The organism is Nonomuraea sp. NPDC049158 (assembly GCF_040648335.1).
Lineage (GTDB): Bacteria > Actinomycetota > Actinomycetes > Streptosporangiales > Streptosporangiaceae > Nonomuraea.
In genome coordinates, this window is sequence record NZ_JBEZDM010000003.1 from 453,579 (window position 1) to 470,441 (window position 16,863).

A 16,863-nucleotide genomic window follows, 5' to 3' on the forward strand; every position below is an offset into this window, starting at 1 on the left:
TGCGAGGCCCGCGCGAGGCCCGTGCGCGGGCCGTGCGAGGCACCTGACCGGCCGCGTGAGGGCCTCGCGCGGCCGGTCAGGTGATGTTGGACAGGTCGGTGATCGCGGTCGACGGCTTCATGTCGGCCGCGTTCGCCAGCTGGGGCACGAGCACGTCGAGCGCATAGAGCAGCGCGTCCGGCCCGCTGTACGACAACGCGCCCCCGAGCGGAGTGGAGAAGTCCGTATAAATGGTCCGGTCGGTCTTGACCACCTTCAGCCGGGAGAAGACCGGCGAGGCGGCCATCTTCGCCTTGGTCGAGCCGTTGACGAACAGTACGTCCTTGTCGAGCAGGTCCAGCCGCTCCTCACTGACGTCGCCGCTCTGGCTCTGGGCGGCGAAGCCGAGCGCGTCGAACAGCGCCCGGCGCGGGTCGCGGCCCGGGATCAGGTAGTGCTGCCCGTTCTCGGGACCGTAGTCCACCACCAGAACCTTGCCCGCGAACTCGGGATGCGCCTGCTTCGCCGCGGCGATCTTGCCGTTGACCTTGTCGACGAGCGCCTGCGCCTGCGCGGACTTGCCCAGTGCCTTACCCGTGGTGAGCGTCTGGACGTCCCACGGCGTCTGCTCGTCCGGATACGCGCTGGACTGGACCACCGTCGGGGCGATCTGGGAGAGCTTGTCGTACGTCTGCTTGTTGATCGTCTCGTAGATCGCGATGATCAGGTCGGGCCGCTGCTTGATGATGGCCTCGAAGTTGATCTCCGCCGAGAACGTGGGCAGGGGCTTGCCGCCCAGCGCCGTCTTGACCCACGGATAGGTGAGGTACTCGTCGAACCACTGCCGCGTGCTCACCGGCACCACGCCGAGGGCGAGGGCGTAGTCCTGGTCGTTCCATCCGACGGTGACCACCCGGGTGGGCCGCGACTTGATCGTGGTGGACCCGAACTTGTGGTCGATGGAGACGGGGAAGGCCGGATCGGCCGCCGCCGTGGCCTTCGGGGCCTGCGCGGAGCTCGAACACGAGATCAGCGAACCCACCATGAGGACGCAGGCCGCGGCGATCGCCGGGGCGCGCCAGGGACGGATGGTGCCGGGAGGAGTCATCTGAATTCCTTGTCTCTGTGTCCTCCGGCGTCTCGGTGACCGCTGGCCGGGGGGTTGCACAGGCGGGAGTCGATGGGTGAACTTAGGATAGCATTACCTAACTTTTACCGACTCCTCGGAGGGCATGGACATGCAGCGCACCCTGCTCGGCGGAAAGATCCACAGGGCCACCGTGACCCAGGCCGACCTGCACTACGTCGGCTCGATCACGATCGACAGAGTCCTCATGGACGCCGCCGACCTCGTCGAGGGCGAGCAGGTCCATGTCGTGGACATCACCAACGGCGCCCGGCTGACGACCTACGTGATCGAAGGACCGGCGGGTTCGGGCGTGATCGGCATCAACGGCGCGGCCGCCCACCTCGTGTCCCCAGATGACCTCGTCATCATCATGAGCTACCGGCAGGTGGAGGAGAGCGAGGTCAAGTCGTACGTCCCGTCCGTCGTCCACGTCGACGGGCGCAATCGGATCATTGACCTCGGATCCGACCTGTCCGCCCCGGCGCCGGGCGCCCCCGACCAGAAGTCCGGCTCGACGGTCGGCTGACCGCCCGGCAACCTCGGGCAAGCCGGTCAGCTGGGCAGGCCGGTCAGCTGGGCAGGCCGGTCTGGCGGGTAAGCCGGTCAGGCGGGCAGTCGCCGGCCGGTGGACGCCGAGAAGAGGCGTTCCTTGCCCGGCAGGATGCGCAGCCGGACCCGTTCGCCCTTGGCCGGGGGCATGTTGGGGTCGACGCGGGCGATGACGGTCTGTGTGAGGCGGGCCGGATCGTTCGTGTCGGCGTACTGGCCGTAGAGGAAGGCGTCCGAGCCGAGTTCCTCCACGACGGTGACGGTGACCGGGAAGCTGCCCGGCGTGCCCTCGCCCACCACCTCCACGCCCTCCGGCCGGAAGCCCAGGATGACGCGGTCGCCGCCCTCCTCCTTGAGCGCCTGGATCGTCTGGCGGCTCAGTCGCACCCGCGTGTCGTCGAGGATCGCCTCGTCGCCCTCGACCGGGTACTCGGCGAGGTTCATCGACGGCGAGCCGATGAAGCCGGCGACGAAGACGTTGGCCGGATGCTGGTACAGCCGCAACGGCGTGTCGACCTGCTGGAGCACCCCGTCCTTGAGTACGGCGACCCGGTCGCCCATCGTCATGGCCTCGACCTGGTCGTGGGTCACGTAGACGGTTGTCACGCCGAGCCTGCGCTGCAGGGCGGCGATCTGGGTACGGGTCTGCACCCGGAGCTTGGCGTCCAGGTTGGACAGCGGCTCGTCCATGAGGAACACCTTCGGCTCGCGGACGATCGCCCGGCCCATGGCCACGCGTTGCCGCTGCCCGCCGGAGAGCGCCTTGGGCTTGCGGTCGAGGAACTCGGTCAGGTCCAGCAGGCCCGCGGCCTCCCGTACCCGGCGGTCGATCTCCTCCTTGGGCGCCTTCATCACCCGCAGCGCGAAGCCCATGTTGTCGGCCACCGACATGTGCGGGTAGAGCGCGTAATTCTGGAACACCATCGCGATGTCCCGGTCACGCGGCGCCAGGTGGGTGACGTCACGGTCGCCGATGGAGATGCGCCCGCCGTCGACCCGTTCCAGCCCGGCGAGCATGCGCAAGGAGGTGGACTTCCCGCACCCCGACGGCCCGACGAGGACCAGGAACTCACCGTCGTGGATGTCGAGGTCGAGCGCGTCGACCGCTGGCCGCTCGGTTCCGGGATAGACCCTGGTCGCCTCGTCGTAAAGAACTCTGGACATGATCTCCCCTAAAACTCACTCCTGCGGCCGGACGACGGCTTTGACCAGCTCGGGGTCACGGGCGCCGGCGGTGAGCGCCTGCTCGACCTCGGCCAGTCCGTAATGGCCGGTCACCAGCGCGTCCAGCTGGACCCGGCCCGCGGCGGCCAGGGCGATGGCCGCCGGCCAGGTGCCGGCGTAGCGGAACGTGCCCGTCACCTCGAGCTCGCGGGTCTGTACGTGGGCCAGCGGCAGCGGGATCTCGTCCCCGCCCATGCCGACGAGGACGACCCGCCCGGCCCGGCCGACAGCGCGGATGGCGGGCCCGATCGCGGCCGGCTGACCCGAGCATTCGAGCAGCACGTCGGGCTCGAACCCGACGTCGGACAGGGAGGTCTCGCGCACGTCGAGGGTCTCGCCGGCGCCCAGGTCGCGGGCCACCCTGAGCCGTACGGGGTTCACATCGGTGACCAGGACGTCAGTGGAGCCGAAGGCCAGGGCGGTCTGCATGCACAGCAGCCCCACCGGGCCGGCGCCGGTGACCAGCACGCGGGTGCCCGGCTCGACCCGGGCTTTCCGGCAGGCCCACACGCCCACCGACAGCGGCTCGATCAGCGCGGCGGCGTCATCGGACAGGCTGTCGGGGACGGGGTAGGCGAACTCCTCGCGTACGACGACGTACTCGCAGAAGGCGCCGTCGATCGGCGGGGTGCCGAAGAACCGCATGCGCGGGCAGAGGTTGTAGCGGCCGGCCCGGCATTGGCGGCAGGTGAAGTCCGGCATGCCCGGCTCCACCGAGACGCGCCGCCCCACAAGCTCACGGCCGACGCCCGGCCCGCTGACGACCACGGTGCCGGACGGCTCGTGGCCCAGGATCAGCGGCGAGTCCACCACGAAGTCGCCGATGCGGCCGTGTTCGTAGTAGTGGACGTCCGAGCCGCACGTACCGACCGACGCGACCCGTACCAGCACCTCCCGGGGACCGGGCTCGGGCCGGGGGCGCTCCTCCAGCAGGATCTTGCCGATGCCGTGCAGTACGGCCGCGCGCATAGCCTCACCTACTCCCCGGTAATGGCGCCGAGGGTGAGTCCGGTGACCAGCCAGCGGCGCACGGCGAGCCCGGCGAGCATCATCGGCACGACCACGATCGTGCCGATCGCGGTGAGCTGCCCCCAGTCGATGCCCGTCTGCGTGACCAGTTGGGAGGCGGCGATGGGCAGCGTCTGGGAGTTCGGCCCGGAGAAGACCACGGCGAAGGCGTAGTCGTTCCAGGCGAAGACCAGGCACAGGATGAACGTGGTGACCAGCCCCGACTTGGTCAGCGGCAGGATGACCATCCAGAAGGCCTGCCAGCGGGAGCAGCCCGCGACCAGCGCCGACTCCTCCAGCGACGAGGGCACCTCGGCGAAGAACGCGCTCATCAGCCAGATGGCGAAGGGCAGGTTGAAGGTCAGGTAGGCCAGGATCAGCCCGGGAATCGAGTCGATCAGGCCGAGCCCGCGGAAGATGAGGAACAGCGGCACCACGACCGCCGCGATGGGCGCCATACGGGTGGAGATGATCCAGAAGGCCAGGTGCTTCTTCCCGCGCATGTGGGTGCGCGCCAGGCCGTACCCGGCCAGCGCGCCCAGGCCGACCGCGAGCAGCGCGGAGATCCCGGCGGCGAGCACGCTGTGCACGATGTACGGCCCGAGGTTGTTGGCCCCGGTGAACAGGTTGCGGTAGTTGTCCAGCGTCGGCGAGAAGAAGAACTGCGGCGTGGCCGCCGTCACGGCCTCGGCGTTCTTGAACGACGACATCAGCATCCAGATCAGCGGGACCAGCGTCCAGAGCAGCGCCAGCACGATGAGCAGCGTCACCAGCCATCGCGTACGCCGGCTGCTCTCCTCCAGCGGCGACTGGGCCTCGCCGCGCGGGGCGGCGGTGACCGGCGGCCGGGTGGCCTCGCCGGGCAGGGTCGGCGGAGGCATGGCCGACGGCGGTGTCATCGAGGTGCTCATCGGGTCAACCCCCTCACGTCCAGCAGCCGGACGAAGGTACGGGCGATGAAGATCGAGAAGGCCAGCATCGCCAGGCCGATGGCGGCGGCGTAGCCCAGGTCGAAGAAGCGGAACGCGGTCTCGTACAGCCGGACCGGCACGATCTTCGTCGCGTCCGCGGGGCCGCCGTTGGTGGTGACCCAGATGATGTCGAAGAAGCGGATGGCGTCCATGGAGCGGATCAGCAGCGCGACGAGCAGCACATTGGAGATCGCCGGGAAGAGGATGTAGCGCAGCGTCATCCATCCCCGGGCGCCGTCGACGGCCGCGGCCTCCCGCACCGACTGCGGCACGCTGGACAGCCCGGCCAGGGTGATCAGGGCGATCAGCGGGGTCCACTCCCACACGTCCATGAGCACGACGGCGGCGAAGGCGCTGACCGGGGCGCCGAGGATGTCACCGGTGTACCCGAGCCCGCGCAGCACCCACGCGTAGAGCCCGAAGGTGGAGTCGGTGAGGTAGCGCCCCAGCAGGCCGACGATCGACGGCGCCGCGAACATCGGCAGCAACAGCAGGCCGAGCAGGATGTTACGGCCGCGCAGCACGCGGAACAGGCACAGGGCGATGCCGATCCCCAGGACCATCTCCAGCCCCACGGTGAGCACGAAGAAGATGATCGTCCGCAGCCAGGACAGCCACATGTCCGCGTCGGTGAAGAAGCGCGCCCAGTTGTTGAGGCCCACCAGGTCGAGCTTCACCCCGCCCAGCAGCCGGACGCGGGAGAAGCTCATCGCGATCAGCGCGATGAACGGCACGATCGACAGCGCGGCCAGCAGCAGCAGGCCGGGGGCCATCATCCAGCCTTCGAAGCCGACCCGCGGCTCCTTGCGGCCGGAGCTCTTCGGCTGGGCCGAGCCGCGCACCGCCGCTGGGGTCTCCGCCGCATGTGCCATCTAGGCCACCCACCCTCGCGCCACGATCTGGTCCACCCGGGACTTGATCGAACGCATCGCGTTCGCCGGTGTCTCCGCCCCGCTGAGCATCGTGGACAGCTGGGTGAAGATCGCGGTGTTGCACTCGTTCCACATGGGGATCTTGGGTCGCAGGCCGATCCGCTCGGGCGTCCAGGCCTCCCGTACCGCCGCGGCCGTGAGCATGTTGGGCATCGACGACGGCCGCTTCTCGGCGGCGCGCACTTCCGGCATCTCGTAGACGGACGTACGCGTGGGGGTGCCGCCACCGGCCTTGCTCTTGAGGTTGGCCAGCTGCGTCTCGGGGGAGGTGGCCCAGACGAGGAACAGCCAGGCCGCGCCGCGCTCGTTGGGCATCGTGTTCGCGCTGATCCCGACCCCGGTGCCGCCGTACATGTTGGCCGTGGCGACCGGGCCCTTGGGCAGCACCGAGTAGCCGACCTTGCCGGGCAGCACCAGCTCGTTGCTGGCCGCGAACTCATGCCAGTTCGGGCACATCGCCAGCCGGCCCGCGCGGAAGGCGGCGCCGACGCCGTCCCAGTCCCACGTCTTCGAGGCCGGGTCGGCGATGGACAGCAGCCGGTTGTAGAACTCCGCGCCCGCGATGGCGGCCTCAGAGTCGAGCCGGCACGGTCCCGGATCCCGCGAGCCCAGACGGCCCACTTCCTTGCCATGGTCGAAGTAGGCGCCGCCGTAGGACCACAGCACGTTGCTGAAGTCGTTCATGAGGGAGTCGTGCTGCCTGGCCTGGTGCCCGGTGCCGTACTTGACGTCCGAGGTGGCGTTCTTGTTGAACCATTGGGCGATCCGGAAGTACTCCTCCCAGGTCCGCTCTCCGCTCGGCGTGGGGTCGAACCCGAGGTCGTGGGCCATGCGGTCGTGGTATTTGGCGAACAGGTCCTGCCGGTACTGCCAGATCATCGTCGGCGCGTCATAGGGCAGGGCGTAGTACGGCGCGGGCTCGACGAACCGGCCGGCGGCGTCCATCTGGACGGGGATGAAGTCGCCGATGCCGCCGGGCAGGCGGGGCAGGTTCGGGTTCGCCTCCAGCGTGCGCAGGTCCACCAGCCCGCGCTGGTACGGAGCGAGCACCTGGTAGGGGTCGGCGTAGATCACCTGGTACTGGGCCCGGCCCGAGGCCAGGTCCAGGGCGACCCGCTGGACCAGGGCGGTCAGCTCCAGCGTGACGATGTTGACGTTGATCCCGGTCAGGTCGGTGAACGGCTTGGTGTTGGCGGCGATGGCCGCGGTGGGGGCGGTGTTCTCCGAGATGAAGTTCAGGGTGGCGCCCTGGAACTGGCGCCACTGGTCGGTCGTGCTGGCTCGCGCCACGTCGCCGCGAGATCCACAAGCGCTCAGCCCGCCGCCGAGAGTCACCGCTGCGCCGGCGGCCATGGCTCCACGAAGAATGTCGCGCCTGCTCGGTTGAGGTTGAGGTGGATAGTTCACCGCCTCTTCACCCCCTGAACTTAAGAAAAGGGCGATGAGACTAGGTTTATCCCTTATCGACATTGCTTGAAAACTCATATGTGAGATTTTCGCGGAAATAAGGGGATATTTTGGCTTTCATGAGTTAAGTAAAATTGTCAGGTGCGATGCTCCGCGAGCTCTCGAACCGTGGCGCGGGCGCCTTTGGCGCGCAGCGACTCCAGCGCGCGCAGATACGGCCGGACGAACCGTTCGTCATCGACGAGATCACCGAAGAGCTCCCGATTCGCGATGAACGCCGTAGGGTCCTGGCGTTGCGTTCGCGCGATGGCCGTCAACCGGTCCTTCAGCCGGTCGACGATCGCGATGGGCGCCCCCGATTCGTCGACGCCCTCGGCATAACGCGCCCAGCTGGCCACCACGGCGGCCGAACGCGTCACCGCGCCGCCCTTGGCCAGTTGCTCGCGCACGACCGGAAGCAGCCACTTCGGGATCCGGTCCGACGTCTCGGCGCACAGCCGCGCGAGCGTGTCGCGTACCTCGGAGTTGGAGAAACGCTCGATCAAGGTCCGCTTGTAGACGTCCAGCTCGACGCCCGGCACCGGCCGCAGCGTGGGAGTGGCCTCGATGTCCATGTAGTCGAGCAGGAACGCCGCGATCGCCGGGTCGGCCGCGGCCTCGTGAACGTAGTGGTAGCCGCTGAGGAAGCCGAAGTAGGCCAGCGCCTGGTGCCCGGCGTTGAGCAGGCGCAGCTTCATCAGCTCGTACGGCTCGACATCCGCGACGACCTGCACCCCCACCTCCTCGAACGGCGGCCGGCCACCGGGGAAGCGCTCCTCCAGCACCCATTGCGTGAACGGCTCGCAGATGACCGGCCACTCGTCCCGGACCCCGAACCGCCGGGCCAAGGCCTCGCGATCCTCGTCGGTGGTGGCCGGGGTGATGCGGTCGACCATGGAGTTGGGGAAGGCGACCTCGCGCTCCATCCAGGCGGCGAGCTCAGGGTCGGCGAGCCGGGCGAAGGCCGTGAAGGTGCGGCGGGCCACGTCGCCGTTCCCCTGGATGTTGTCGCACGACATGACCGTGAACGGCGTCACGCCCCGAGCGCGCCGACGCCGCAGCGCCTCGGTGACCAGGCCGAACACCGTGGCCGGGACCGCGCCGGGCGCCAGGTCGGCGCGGATCGCCGGCGACTCCGGGTCGAACTCACCGGTGACGGGGTGGATGTTGTAGCCCCCCTCGGTGACGGTGAGGGACACGACGCGTACGGCCGGGTCGGCCAGCCTCTCGATGACCGCCTCCGGATCGTCGGGCGCGAAGAGATAGTCGATGATCGAGCCGATGACGCGGGCTTCGCGCGTTCCGTCAGGATGCTTCAGCACGAGCGTGTAGAGGCCGTCCTGCGCGGTCAGCGCCTCGCGCATCCGCGCGTCGCCGGGCAGCACCCCGACCCCGCAGATCGCCCAGTCGAACGCCTTGCCCTGGTTCATCAGCCGGTCGAGGTACATCGCCTGATGCGCGCGGTGGAATCCGCCGACCCCGAAGTGCACGATGCCGGTCGTGAGCCGCGACCGGTCGTAGGAGGGGACCGCCACCTGATCCGACAGACTCGTCACTGTCGCCTGCGTCAGTGTCGTCACCGCCATGAGTCCCCCTTCGGCCCTACGCTCAGCATGGCCAGCTCCACCGGCTTCAAACTCCTGACCTGCGTGTATGCCCGTGATCACCAGCCGCCGAGGCCAGGGCGGCTAGGTTGTCCTTGTCACGCGGATCTTTGGTGGAGGAATGATGTGGGAAGAGCAGTTCGCCACGCTTTCGGCCGTCGCCGCGCGCCAGAGCGGACTGATCACGGAGGCGCAGGCCGGCCGGCTGGAGATCGACAAGCCGGCGCTGCTCCGGTTCGCCGAGTCCGCGTTGCTGGTCGAGCTGGATTGGGCGGTCTACCAGCTCGCGTGGTCGTCCACGGGGCCGCGTTACGCCTATCCGATGGCCGCCTGGCTGGCGATCATGCCGGAGAGTTTCCGCTGGGAGCGGTCGCGGTCCGTCCATGAGGACGCTGTCCTGTCGCACGAGTCGGCCTGCGGCCTGCACGGGATGGGATCCGAGCCGAGCCCGTTGGTGACGTTCACCGTGCCGGAGGAGTTCGAGGGTCCCCGGGCGACGAAGATGCATGTCGCGTCCTTGAAGCCGGACGAGGTGAGCGTGGTCGAGGGGATTCCGGTGACGACCCCCGCCCGTACGATCGCCGATCTCGCCGCCGGCTGGGCCGAGCACGGCGAGCTGCGCCGCGTCCTCATGGACGCCGTACGGAAGGATCTCGTCGACCTGCGCCGGATCCACGCGGACCTGGCGCCGCTGGCCGGGCGGCACGAGTTCCCGGCGGACGGCCGGGAGTTCATGGCGTATTTCCTGCCCGACCTCGACCCGGCCGAGCTGTCCGCCCGTAACCAGCGCGGCTACGCCGCCCTGGCGCACCCGGACCGGGTGGCGGACCTGCGGCCCGCAGTGGCGCGGCTGATCCCAGAGGGCGGGGATGAGGCGCTGAGCTGGGACATAGCCGCCGAAATCATCGGCCGCTCCTGACGCTCATCCACCTCCTGGCGGACCGGCCGCTCTTGGCGCTCACTCACCTCTCCGGCGGCGGCGGATCCGCGAACATCGTGGAGATCTCGTACCCGTCCCTTTGCCGGTTGACCTGGAAGAAGAACTCGACGGTGCCGCCGTCGAAGCTCTCCATGGGCGCGGCCTGCGGCTCCGGCACGCCCGGCACCTCGCCGGCGCGCAGCGCCCTGACCCAGATCAACCGGTTCGCGACGGCGGCCTCCGGGCTGCCGTCGACCGGCACGATCCGGAATCCGGCGCAGTACAGATGGCCGTCGGGGCCGAGCAGCTCGCCGATCGGCAAGGACACCCGGCCGGGCCGCTGATCGGGGTCGAACGGGGTCGCCAGAGCACCGCGCATGAGCGGGTGCTCAAGGGCGCGGGCGAAGGCGACGGCGAAGGCCACCGGATCGTGGATGGCCGTGGCCGTGTCCGGGCAGCGGTGCTCCAGGTCGCCCGGCCGGAACGCGTCCGTGGCGCGCCCCCGCAGCTCCTCGTCGCGCTGCGCCGGATCTTCGAGGCGGGCGACGCGGCCGTGGAGCCGCCCGTCGGCGGCGAACGCTCCGTGCCGGGCGAGATGATGGCCCTGACCTTGGTCGATGGCGACGAGCACGCGCTGGACGGCGGGGTCCAGACCGGCCGCGGCGGCCAGCCACGGCCGCGTGGCGGTGTTCCGCGCGATGTAGGCGGCGGCCTTCCGCGCGCTCACCTCCGGCAGCCCCGCCCTGGTGGCGTCGAACCGGTCGAGCACCTGGCGGGGCGTCGGCTGCCCGTCGCCGAGGGGGACGTCGAGCCGGTCGGCGTACGGCCGCACCGGCGCCGCCGTCACCCGGCCGACCGCCTCGCCCAGGTCGCGGACCTCTGACCGGTTGAGCTGGAAGAGCCGCAGGTCGTCAAGGGCCTGGCGGGCGAAGCCCGGCGTGTCGAGCAGGGACTTGATCGCGTGCGCGACGGCGGCGGCACGCTCGCCGGGATCCAGGCCGTACGCCCGGGAGATCCGGATGGCGTCCACGTCGATGCGCGAGCGCTCCAGGTGCAGCACGGCGTACGGATGCGCTAGGGACACGCCCTCGTACTCCTGATCGACGATGAACTGCGGCTCCAGCACGCCCAGCAGGGCGAGCCGGATGCCGTGCCACTTGCGACCGGCCTCCTCGGGCGTCCTGGCGTCCACGCGCACCCATCGGCGCAGCTGCTCGGCGTAGTACGCGCTTCGCTTCCAGTCCTCCTCGCTCCAGTACGTCCAGCGGTCACCGTCGAGCGTGGCGCTGCGGCCCAGCCGCTCCGGCCACTGATCCAGCTCACCGCCGCGGATGAGCCGGTTGATCCGGTCCACCGTGACCGCGACGCGGGCCGGGTAGTAGACGGCGACGGGCTGGCCCCGGCGGTTGGCCGGGTCGGGCAGGTCGGGGCCGAACAGCAGCCGCCGCATCGCCGGCAGCGGAGCCTGGCTCGTCTCCGTCGTGACGAACCTCGTGATCGGCCGCCCGCTCGGATCGAAACGCGGATTGCCCTGCTCGTCGAGGACCGGCTCGAAGTCGCCGTAAGCCCAGTCCTGCCAGTACAGCTGCCAGCGGTTGCCCTTGTTCCCGTCGTGCTCCCTGGCCTCGAAGTAGACGGTGGGCACACCGAGCATGGCCGGGATCTCCAGCGCCCCGCTCTCCATCCCGATCTGGACCACGTCGCTCTGGGTGGTCAGGCGATGGAAGAACAGGCCCTGCTCGGCATAGCTCAGCGCCTGCCCGCCGTTGCGCTCGGCCGTCCAGAACTCCACCAGCGTCCGGGTGTCGACCCCGTCCAGCGCCCCTTCCTGGCGCCAGGCCTCTTCCAGCTCCGGACGGCCGGCGAAGACGTCGTCGCCGAGGAGGACGACGCGCCGTCCGGGATGGCGGGCGCGCAGCGCCTCGATCGTCTGGCGCAGGACCTCGGGCCGGGTGTCCAGGTGCGGGCCGTGCCGGCCGCCCACCGGCTGGCCCCGGGTGTCACGGACCCAGAGCAGGGCGTACTGGCCGGCCTGCCCGTTGGCCCGCGAGAGCCGGTCGACCACCGCCTGGGCCCGTGCCGTGCGCCGAGCCGCCGTCATCTCCTCCGGCCCCAGCATCGCGTCCACCATGCGCTGCCGCGCCGAAACCGGGTCGGCCTGGATCGCCTGGAGGGCGAAGAGCTGGGCCCGCATCCACTGCGACTCGCTGTAGTGGCTCTTCTGGCTCGTGTTGGCGAACGCCAGCCGGACCCGGTGCGGTGCTATGCCGTAGTCGTCGATCAGCCTCTGCCGCAGGGCCAGGGCGTCCCGGAGCGGCTTGGCGTGCAGCTCGATGAGGGCGTCGATTAGCGCCGCCGGGTCGTTGACGGCGCGCCCCTTGATCATCTGGTGCAGCACGGCGGCGTTGGCCTCGTCCAGGGTGATGCCGTCCGGCAGGGTGCCGAGGTAGGCCCGGTGGGACTGGTGGGCGTCCCACTGGAAGGTCTTGAAGCCGCGGTCCGGTTCGTAGGCGATCTCGACCGTGGTGTCCGGATCGGCCATCAGGGCGGCCGCGTGGCTGTACAGCTCGCCGCGCTGGTGGGCGTAGAAGCGCAGGTGCTTGAAGTGCTGGTTGTCCGGGCCGGGGACGCGGGTCAGCTCGACGTACCCGCTGTCGTACATCATCCGGCTGCGGATGAAGTCGACCTTCTCGGCGGGGGAGAGGTCGGTGCGCTGCTTGAGCTGGGACAGTTCCGCGTCGAGGTCGCCCGCGGACAGCCGGTCCCACGTCGCGATCATGTCCGGGTCGGCGTGCACCGCCGACGCCGGAGCGGTGCTGGGCACCTGCAGATGCCGTACGTCCGCGGCGCCGTCCGGCGCGACCGTGTCACCGGAGGCGTCCGGGGCCGTGACGTCGTCCGTCTCCACCCAGCGGCGGAGGTCGGGGTCCCAGCGGCTGGGCGGCGGCGCCTCCTCCCGCAGCAGCGGATCGAGGAACGCCCGCGCGACCGGAATGGCCTCGGTGAGCCCGGCGTACGGCAGACCGGGCGTCGTCCTGGCGTACTGGTCGAACTTCCGGAACCAGTCCGGGCTGGGAATCTCGAACGCCGGCGGCACCTTCAGGTTCTCGCCCTGCTCCAGCCGCCAGGCGAACTCCGCGTGCAGCATCGCGTGCGTGGCCGGGCCGTCCCACGACGAGTTCAAAATGATCATCAGGATGTCGACCAGGTCCTGGCACCGGTACGGCAGGTCGCCCGCCTTGCAGCTGAACAACCCCTTGCCACGGGCGACGCAGTCGTGGCAGCGCGTCTCCAGCGTCCTGATGCCGTGGGTGTAGATGCCCGACACCTTGTGCGCCAGCGTGTCGTGGTAGGAGATGACCCGCAGGCCCGGACTCTCATCGGGGTGCCCCGTCGCGAGGATCTGCTGGGGGAAGGGGATGATCTCCGGTTCCTTCCACACCGCACGGGTACGCGGCGGGGCGAGGTCCACGCTGAGCCGCATGATCTCCATGTCGCCGCAGTAGACCGTGTGCGCCATCCTGACCGCCTTGCCGTGCAGGATGTAGACCTTGGACTCCCGGACGAACCTCAGCTGGTCACCGTGATCGCGGGCGAGCGCGGCCTCATACTCATCGGCCATCGCGTCCGGATCCGGGTCCCCCGACATCCGGACGAGGTCGATGTCGGTACTCGCCCGCCCGCCCGGATTCCTGGAGAGCATCGCCTGGCCGCCCTTGAGCATCCAGTCGTCGGGGTTGGCGGCGAAGATACGGCCGATCGCACGCTGGAGCGCGAACTGCTGCAGCTCGTCGAGCGCTGACGTCCCGCGCCGGTGAGCTTCGGCCCGCACCTGATTCATCAGGTCGCGCCAGAACCTCAGGAACTGGCGGGGATCGCTGTCCGCGTTCCGGTCGCCGGTGGGGCTGAGACTGGAGCGGAGCCCGTCGGTGGGATCGGTGGCGGAATCCGTGCTGTGGTCCGCCTGCCCTTTCGTGGTGGGATCCGCTTGCGCCTTCGCGGTGGGGTCCGTCGTGGGCAGGCTGATTCCCGCGCGGCGGAGCTGGATGACGCCCGGCATCGAGCGCCGGAAACTCTGGATGGCCCGGCGCAGCGTGTCCGCGCCCGGCTCTCCGGGGTGGGGCGACGCGGTCGCCGCGAGGCGTACCAACAGGTGGATCTGCTGGACGGTCACCGGGGTGGTCGCGTCCCGGCCCAGTAACGCGTTGATCGCCGTCCGCAGCAGGTCGATCCGCGGTACGGAGTCGCCGAGCAGCAGCTCGGACAGGTGCTTCACGGCGGCGAGCTCGGCGATGGCGAAGGAGTACTCCGGCCCGGTGCCGTAGATGTCCTGCGCCATCCGGACCAGCGCGTCCGTGTACGCCAGGTGCTCGTTCGTCAGCGGGCGCCCGTCGGCGAACAGGCCGTCCATGCGCTCGAGGAGCCGGAGATGCTCCACGAGCGGCCGCCCGTCGGACGGGAACTCCTCGACCAGCCTCAGAACGTTGCCCGGCAGACGGCCGGCCGGCTCGAACTCCGGCCGCGCCCACTCCTCAGCCGGGGCGACGGGCGCGGGCCGGGTGAGCGGCACCTTGGGCCGCTGGTCGCTCTCCGGCAGGAGCGCGAAGAGGTGCTCCAGGTGCCGGTCGCGGAGGCCCGCCGTCTCGGCCACCGTACGGCCGTCCCGGTCGAGCACCGGCCGACCGGCCGACCAGAACAGCTGGGCCTGACCCAGCAGGTTGGAGTCGGCGTGCACGCTGGGCGCGGCCAGGTCGCGCCGGTCCTCGGCGGGCTGGTAGACGTATTCGTCGAGCATGCCGAGCAGATGCAGCGTCTCGTGCGCGAACACGACCGGCTCCATCCCCGCGTACCAGCTCAGGTAGTGGATCGGGGGCCGGTCGCGGTAGGACCGTAGCTGGTCCAGCGGGGTGCTGATCACCTCACCCTCGCCGTGCCAGCTCTGGCGGTCGGCGAAGTCGGCGGCGCGGGTGCCGGTCCCGGGGTGCAGCAGGACGACCGTGCCGTCCGGGGCGTCTTCGGGCGCGGCCACGAACTCCATCCGTACGTGGAGGAGCGATCCGTCGGCCAGTTGGTGCTGGTGGTTGTAGTAGAGGTCGATCCCTTCGAGCAGGCGGGCGTGCGCGTCGGCGACCTCCTCGGGGGTGAGCCGGGGGTCGGCGCGATACTGGACCAGGACGGTGAACTCCGTGACGGGGTGCGACCCGCCCCGCCACGGGACGAGCAACCTGCGGGCCTCCACTCGGGCCGCGCCCGAGGTGTGCGGGACGGTGATGGGCTCAGGGGTGACCGATCCGCGCAGGGGCTCCCACTGGGCGGCCAGCGGAACGTTCCGTGGGTCGTGGACGTTGGCGAGCGTCTGGCCGGACCTGGGGGGTGGGTCCATGTTGAGGGTCGGGGTCCGGGTCGCGTGATCCACGGCTGTACGGGGTGCGGTGTCCCGGTTGACGATGCCGCCTGCATGGGGTGCGGTAGCTCGGCCGCTGGGGTCGTCTGTACGTGGTGCGGTAGCCCGGTCGATGGGGTCGTCTGTACGAGGTGCGGAGTCCCGGTTGATGAGGTCGTCGATGCTCGCGGGCCGGTGATCTCCGTCGGTGGCGAGCGCCGTCGTCGCCGCCGTCGTCTCGCTGGAGGGTTGACCGGCCGTGTCCGCGACGCCCTGACCGCTGACCGAGGGTTCCTGGCCGCTCGCCGCCTGCGGGCCCGATCGGCTCGGGTCGGCGGCCTGCGGATCCGACTGGACCGCCGAGTCGGCGGTGGGTTGTGCCGTCTCGGAGACCGGCCCGCCGTAGGACCCCGTTCCGTTCGGCGGAGCCTGCGGACCACCAGCGGGCCGCGCGTCCGTGCCGGGCCGCGCGTCCGTGCCGGGCCGCGCGTCCGTGCCGGGCCGTGTGTCCGTGCCGGGCCGTGTGTCCGTGCCGGGCCGTGTGTCCGTGCCGGGCCGGGCACCTGTATCAGGGCCCGTGTTGGGCCGGGCGTCCGTGTCGGCCTGTGCCAGGTCAGTGGTCCGCGCCAGGTCGGTGGCCGCCGCGGTGTCCATGGCGGAGTTCAGAGCGCTCATGGGGTGCAGCACCGCCCCGGCCACGCTGGGATTGAACGGGCTGATCGTGTTCGTTCGGCCCGCGCCGCCCATGAACCCGCCGACGAGGGAGTCCGCGGTCGGCGGCTCCCACTGTCCGTACACCAGCCCGTTGGCCACGAAACTGCCCGCGGGCGAGGCCACCACGTTGTTCAGGCCCGTGTTCAACGCCCGGCCGGGGAATCGCCGGAAGGCGTTGCCCCACCCGGGCAGGTCTCCCGCCGTCCGGTTCAGGTGGCTGATCCCCGGGACGGCGCTGGTGAGCCTGGACACCGGAGCGCCGAGCTTGGTGCCGGCGACGGCGCCCACACCGGCGCCCACCGCCGCGGCCATGGTCTTGTCCCAGTCCCAGCTCAGCCGGGTGCCCATCTGGATCTGCTTGTACTGGGTGAAGGCGTCGATGAAGACCTCTTCACCGATCTCCTCGATCAGTTCGTGCGTCAGCGCGGCCGACATCAGCCGGCCGCCCAGTGTGCCGCCCGCGAGGCCGGCCAGCCTGCCCGCCGCCGTAACCCCGGCCGGGCGGGCCGCCGCGATCCCCAGGCGGGTGAGGATGTTCCTGATGGCCAGCCGCAGGCTTGCCGCAGCGGGACCCACCAGCGGCGCCGTCGCACCGGCCGAGAAGAACGAGACGAGCAACGCGACGGCGATCGCGATGACGGCCACCCAGAAGGCCACGTTGATCGAGATCTTGGAGTATTGGGTCTCCAGCGCGAAGGCGTCCGCCTGCTGGGCGTACTGATGGTGGGCGGCCATCTTGGCCAGCGCACCGTTCTGCTCGTCGTACATCCGCTCCACGCGGGTGAACGTGACGGGTTTGGCGGGAGACTCCCACTCCGCGGCGATGGTCCGAACCGCCGTGCCGGTCGGCTCGAACGTGGCCACATAGGTGTCCACGGCCCGCCGGTGCGCTTCCCGCAGTCGCCACAGACCGCTCTCGCTGGCCTCGGGCCACGCCTGCCCCGACATGAGCATCGGGATCAGCCAGTAGACCACCCAGTCCGGCAGCTTCTCCGTCTCCCACAC

10 protein-coding genes are annotated in these 16,863 nt (G+C 70.3%); 2 read left to right on the forward strand and 8 right to left on the reverse strand.

Annotated features, from left to right (window positions below):
- Window positions 1-76: 76 nt before the first annotated feature.
- The gene (locus tag AB0B61_RS09645) at window positions 77-1,087 is read right to left on the reverse strand and encodes an ABC transporter substrate-binding protein (RefSeq protein WP_358430108.1); all 1,011 of its coding nucleotides are present in this window, start codon (window positions 1,085-1,087) and stop codon (window positions 77-79) included.
- 130 nt (window positions 1,088-1,217) lie between these two features.
- Between AB0B61_RS09645 and panD the strand changes: the two genes are divergently transcribed.
- The gene (gene panD / locus AB0B61_RS09650) at window positions 1,218-1,634 is read left to right on the forward strand and encodes an aspartate 1-decarboxylase (protein WP_358430110.1); all 417 of its coding nucleotides are present in this window, start codon (window positions 1,218-1,220) and stop codon (window positions 1,632-1,634) included.
- Between the two features lie 77 nt (window positions 1,635-1,711).
- Here panD and ugpC read toward each other — a convergent pair whose 3' ends face one another.
- The 6 genes from ugpC to AB0B61_RS09680 all read right to left on the reverse strand — a co-directional run bounded on the left by ugpC (window position 1,712) and on the right by AB0B61_RS09680 (window position 8,824).
- Entirely contained in the window at window positions 1,712-2,821 is a 1,110-nt protein-coding gene (gene ugpC, locus AB0B61_RS09655; RefSeq protein ID WP_358430113.1) for a sn-glycerol-3-phosphate ABC transporter ATP-binding protein UgpC, read from the reverse strand.
- A 15-nt stretch (window positions 2,822-2,836) separates the two neighbouring features.
- Complete coding sequence (locus AB0B61_RS09660; RefSeq protein ID WP_358430116.1) at window positions 2,837-3,850, reverse strand: NAD(P)-dependent alcohol dehydrogenase; 1,014 nt, start codon at window positions 3,848-3,850, stop codon at window positions 2,837-2,839.
- 8 nt (window positions 3,851-3,858) lie between these two features.
- Window positions 3,859-4,800, reverse strand: a complete 942-nt coding sequence (locus AB0B61_RS09665) for a carbohydrate ABC transporter permease (protein ID WP_358430119.1) — start codon at window positions 4,798-4,800, stop codon at window positions 3,859-3,861.
- Window positions 4,797-5,732, reverse strand: a complete 936-nt coding sequence (locus tag AB0B61_RS09670; RefSeq protein ID WP_358430122.1) for a sugar ABC transporter permease — start codon at window positions 5,730-5,732, stop codon at window positions 4,797-4,799. The genes AB0B61_RS09665 and AB0B61_RS09670 overlap by 4 nt, the downstream gene beginning before the upstream one ends.
- Window positions 5,733-7,145 carry an extracellular solute-binding protein gene (locus tag AB0B61_RS09675; RefSeq protein ID WP_358430125.1) on the reverse strand — a complete coding sequence of 471 codons (1,413 nt, stop codon included), beginning with the start codon at window positions 7,143-7,145 and terminating at the stop codon, window positions 5,733-5,735.
- 191 nt (window positions 7,146-7,336) lie between these two features.
- Window positions 7,337-8,824, reverse strand: coding sequence for a mannitol dehydrogenase family protein (locus tag AB0B61_RS09680; protein WP_358430128.1), 1,488 nt, complete (start codon window positions 8,822-8,824; stop codon window positions 7,337-7,339).
- A gap of 139 nt (window positions 8,825-8,963) precedes the next feature.
- Here AB0B61_RS09680 and AB0B61_RS09685 point away from each other — a divergent pair, with 139 nt between their 5' ends.
- Entirely contained in the window at window positions 8,964-9,761 is a 798-nt protein-coding gene (locus tag AB0B61_RS09685; RefSeq protein ID WP_358430129.1) for a hypothetical protein, read from the forward strand.
- A 43-nt stretch (window positions 9,762-9,804) separates the two neighbouring features.
- On the opposite strand, the gene AB0B61_RS09690 is transcribed toward AB0B61_RS09685, so the two are convergent.
- Window positions 9,805-16,863, reverse strand: coding sequence for a hypothetical protein (locus AB0B61_RS09690; protein ID WP_358430131.1), 7,059 nt, complete (start codon window positions 16,861-16,863; stop codon window positions 9,805-9,807).

What these genes read in the sequence shown, in the direction of transcription:
- AB0B61_RS09645 (WP_358430108.1), bottom strand. Translation starts at nt 1,087, where the DNA reads ATGACTCCTCCCGGCACCATCCGTCCCTGGCGCGCCCCGGCGATCGCC.
- AB0B61_RS09670 (WP_358430122.1), bottom strand. Translation starts at nt 5,732, where the DNA reads ATGGCACATGCGGCGGAGACCCCAGCGGCGGTGCGCGGCTCGGCCCAG.
- AB0B61_RS09680 (WP_358430128.1), bottom strand. Translation starts at nt 8,824, where the DNA reads ATGGCGGTGACGACACTGACGCAGGCGACAGTGACGAGTCTGTCGGAT.
- AB0B61_RS09685 (WP_358430129.1), top strand. Translation starts at nt 8,964, where the DNA reads ATGATGTGGGAAGAGCAGTTCGCCACGCTTTCGGCCGTCGCCGCGCGC.
- AB0B61_RS09675 (WP_358430125.1), bottom strand. Translation starts at nt 7,145, where the DNA reads ATGGCCGCCGGCGCAGCGGTGACTCTCGGCGGCGGGCTGAGCGCTTGT.
- AB0B61_RS09660 (WP_358430116.1), bottom strand. Translation starts at nt 3,850, where the DNA reads ATGCGCGCGGCCGTACTGCACGGCATCGGCAAGATCCTGCTGGAGGAG.
- AB0B61_RS09665 (WP_358430119.1), bottom strand. Translation starts at nt 4,800, where the DNA reads ATGAGCACCTCGATGACACCGCCGTCGGCCATGCCTCCGCCGACCCTG.
- ugpC (WP_358430113.1), bottom strand. Translation starts at nt 2,821, where the DNA reads ATGTCCAGAGTTCTTTACGACGAGGCGACCAGGGTCTATCCCGGAACC.
- panD (WP_358430110.1), top strand. Translation starts at nt 1,218, where the DNA reads ATGCAGCGCACCCTGCTCGGCGGAAAGATCCACAGGGCCACCGTGACC.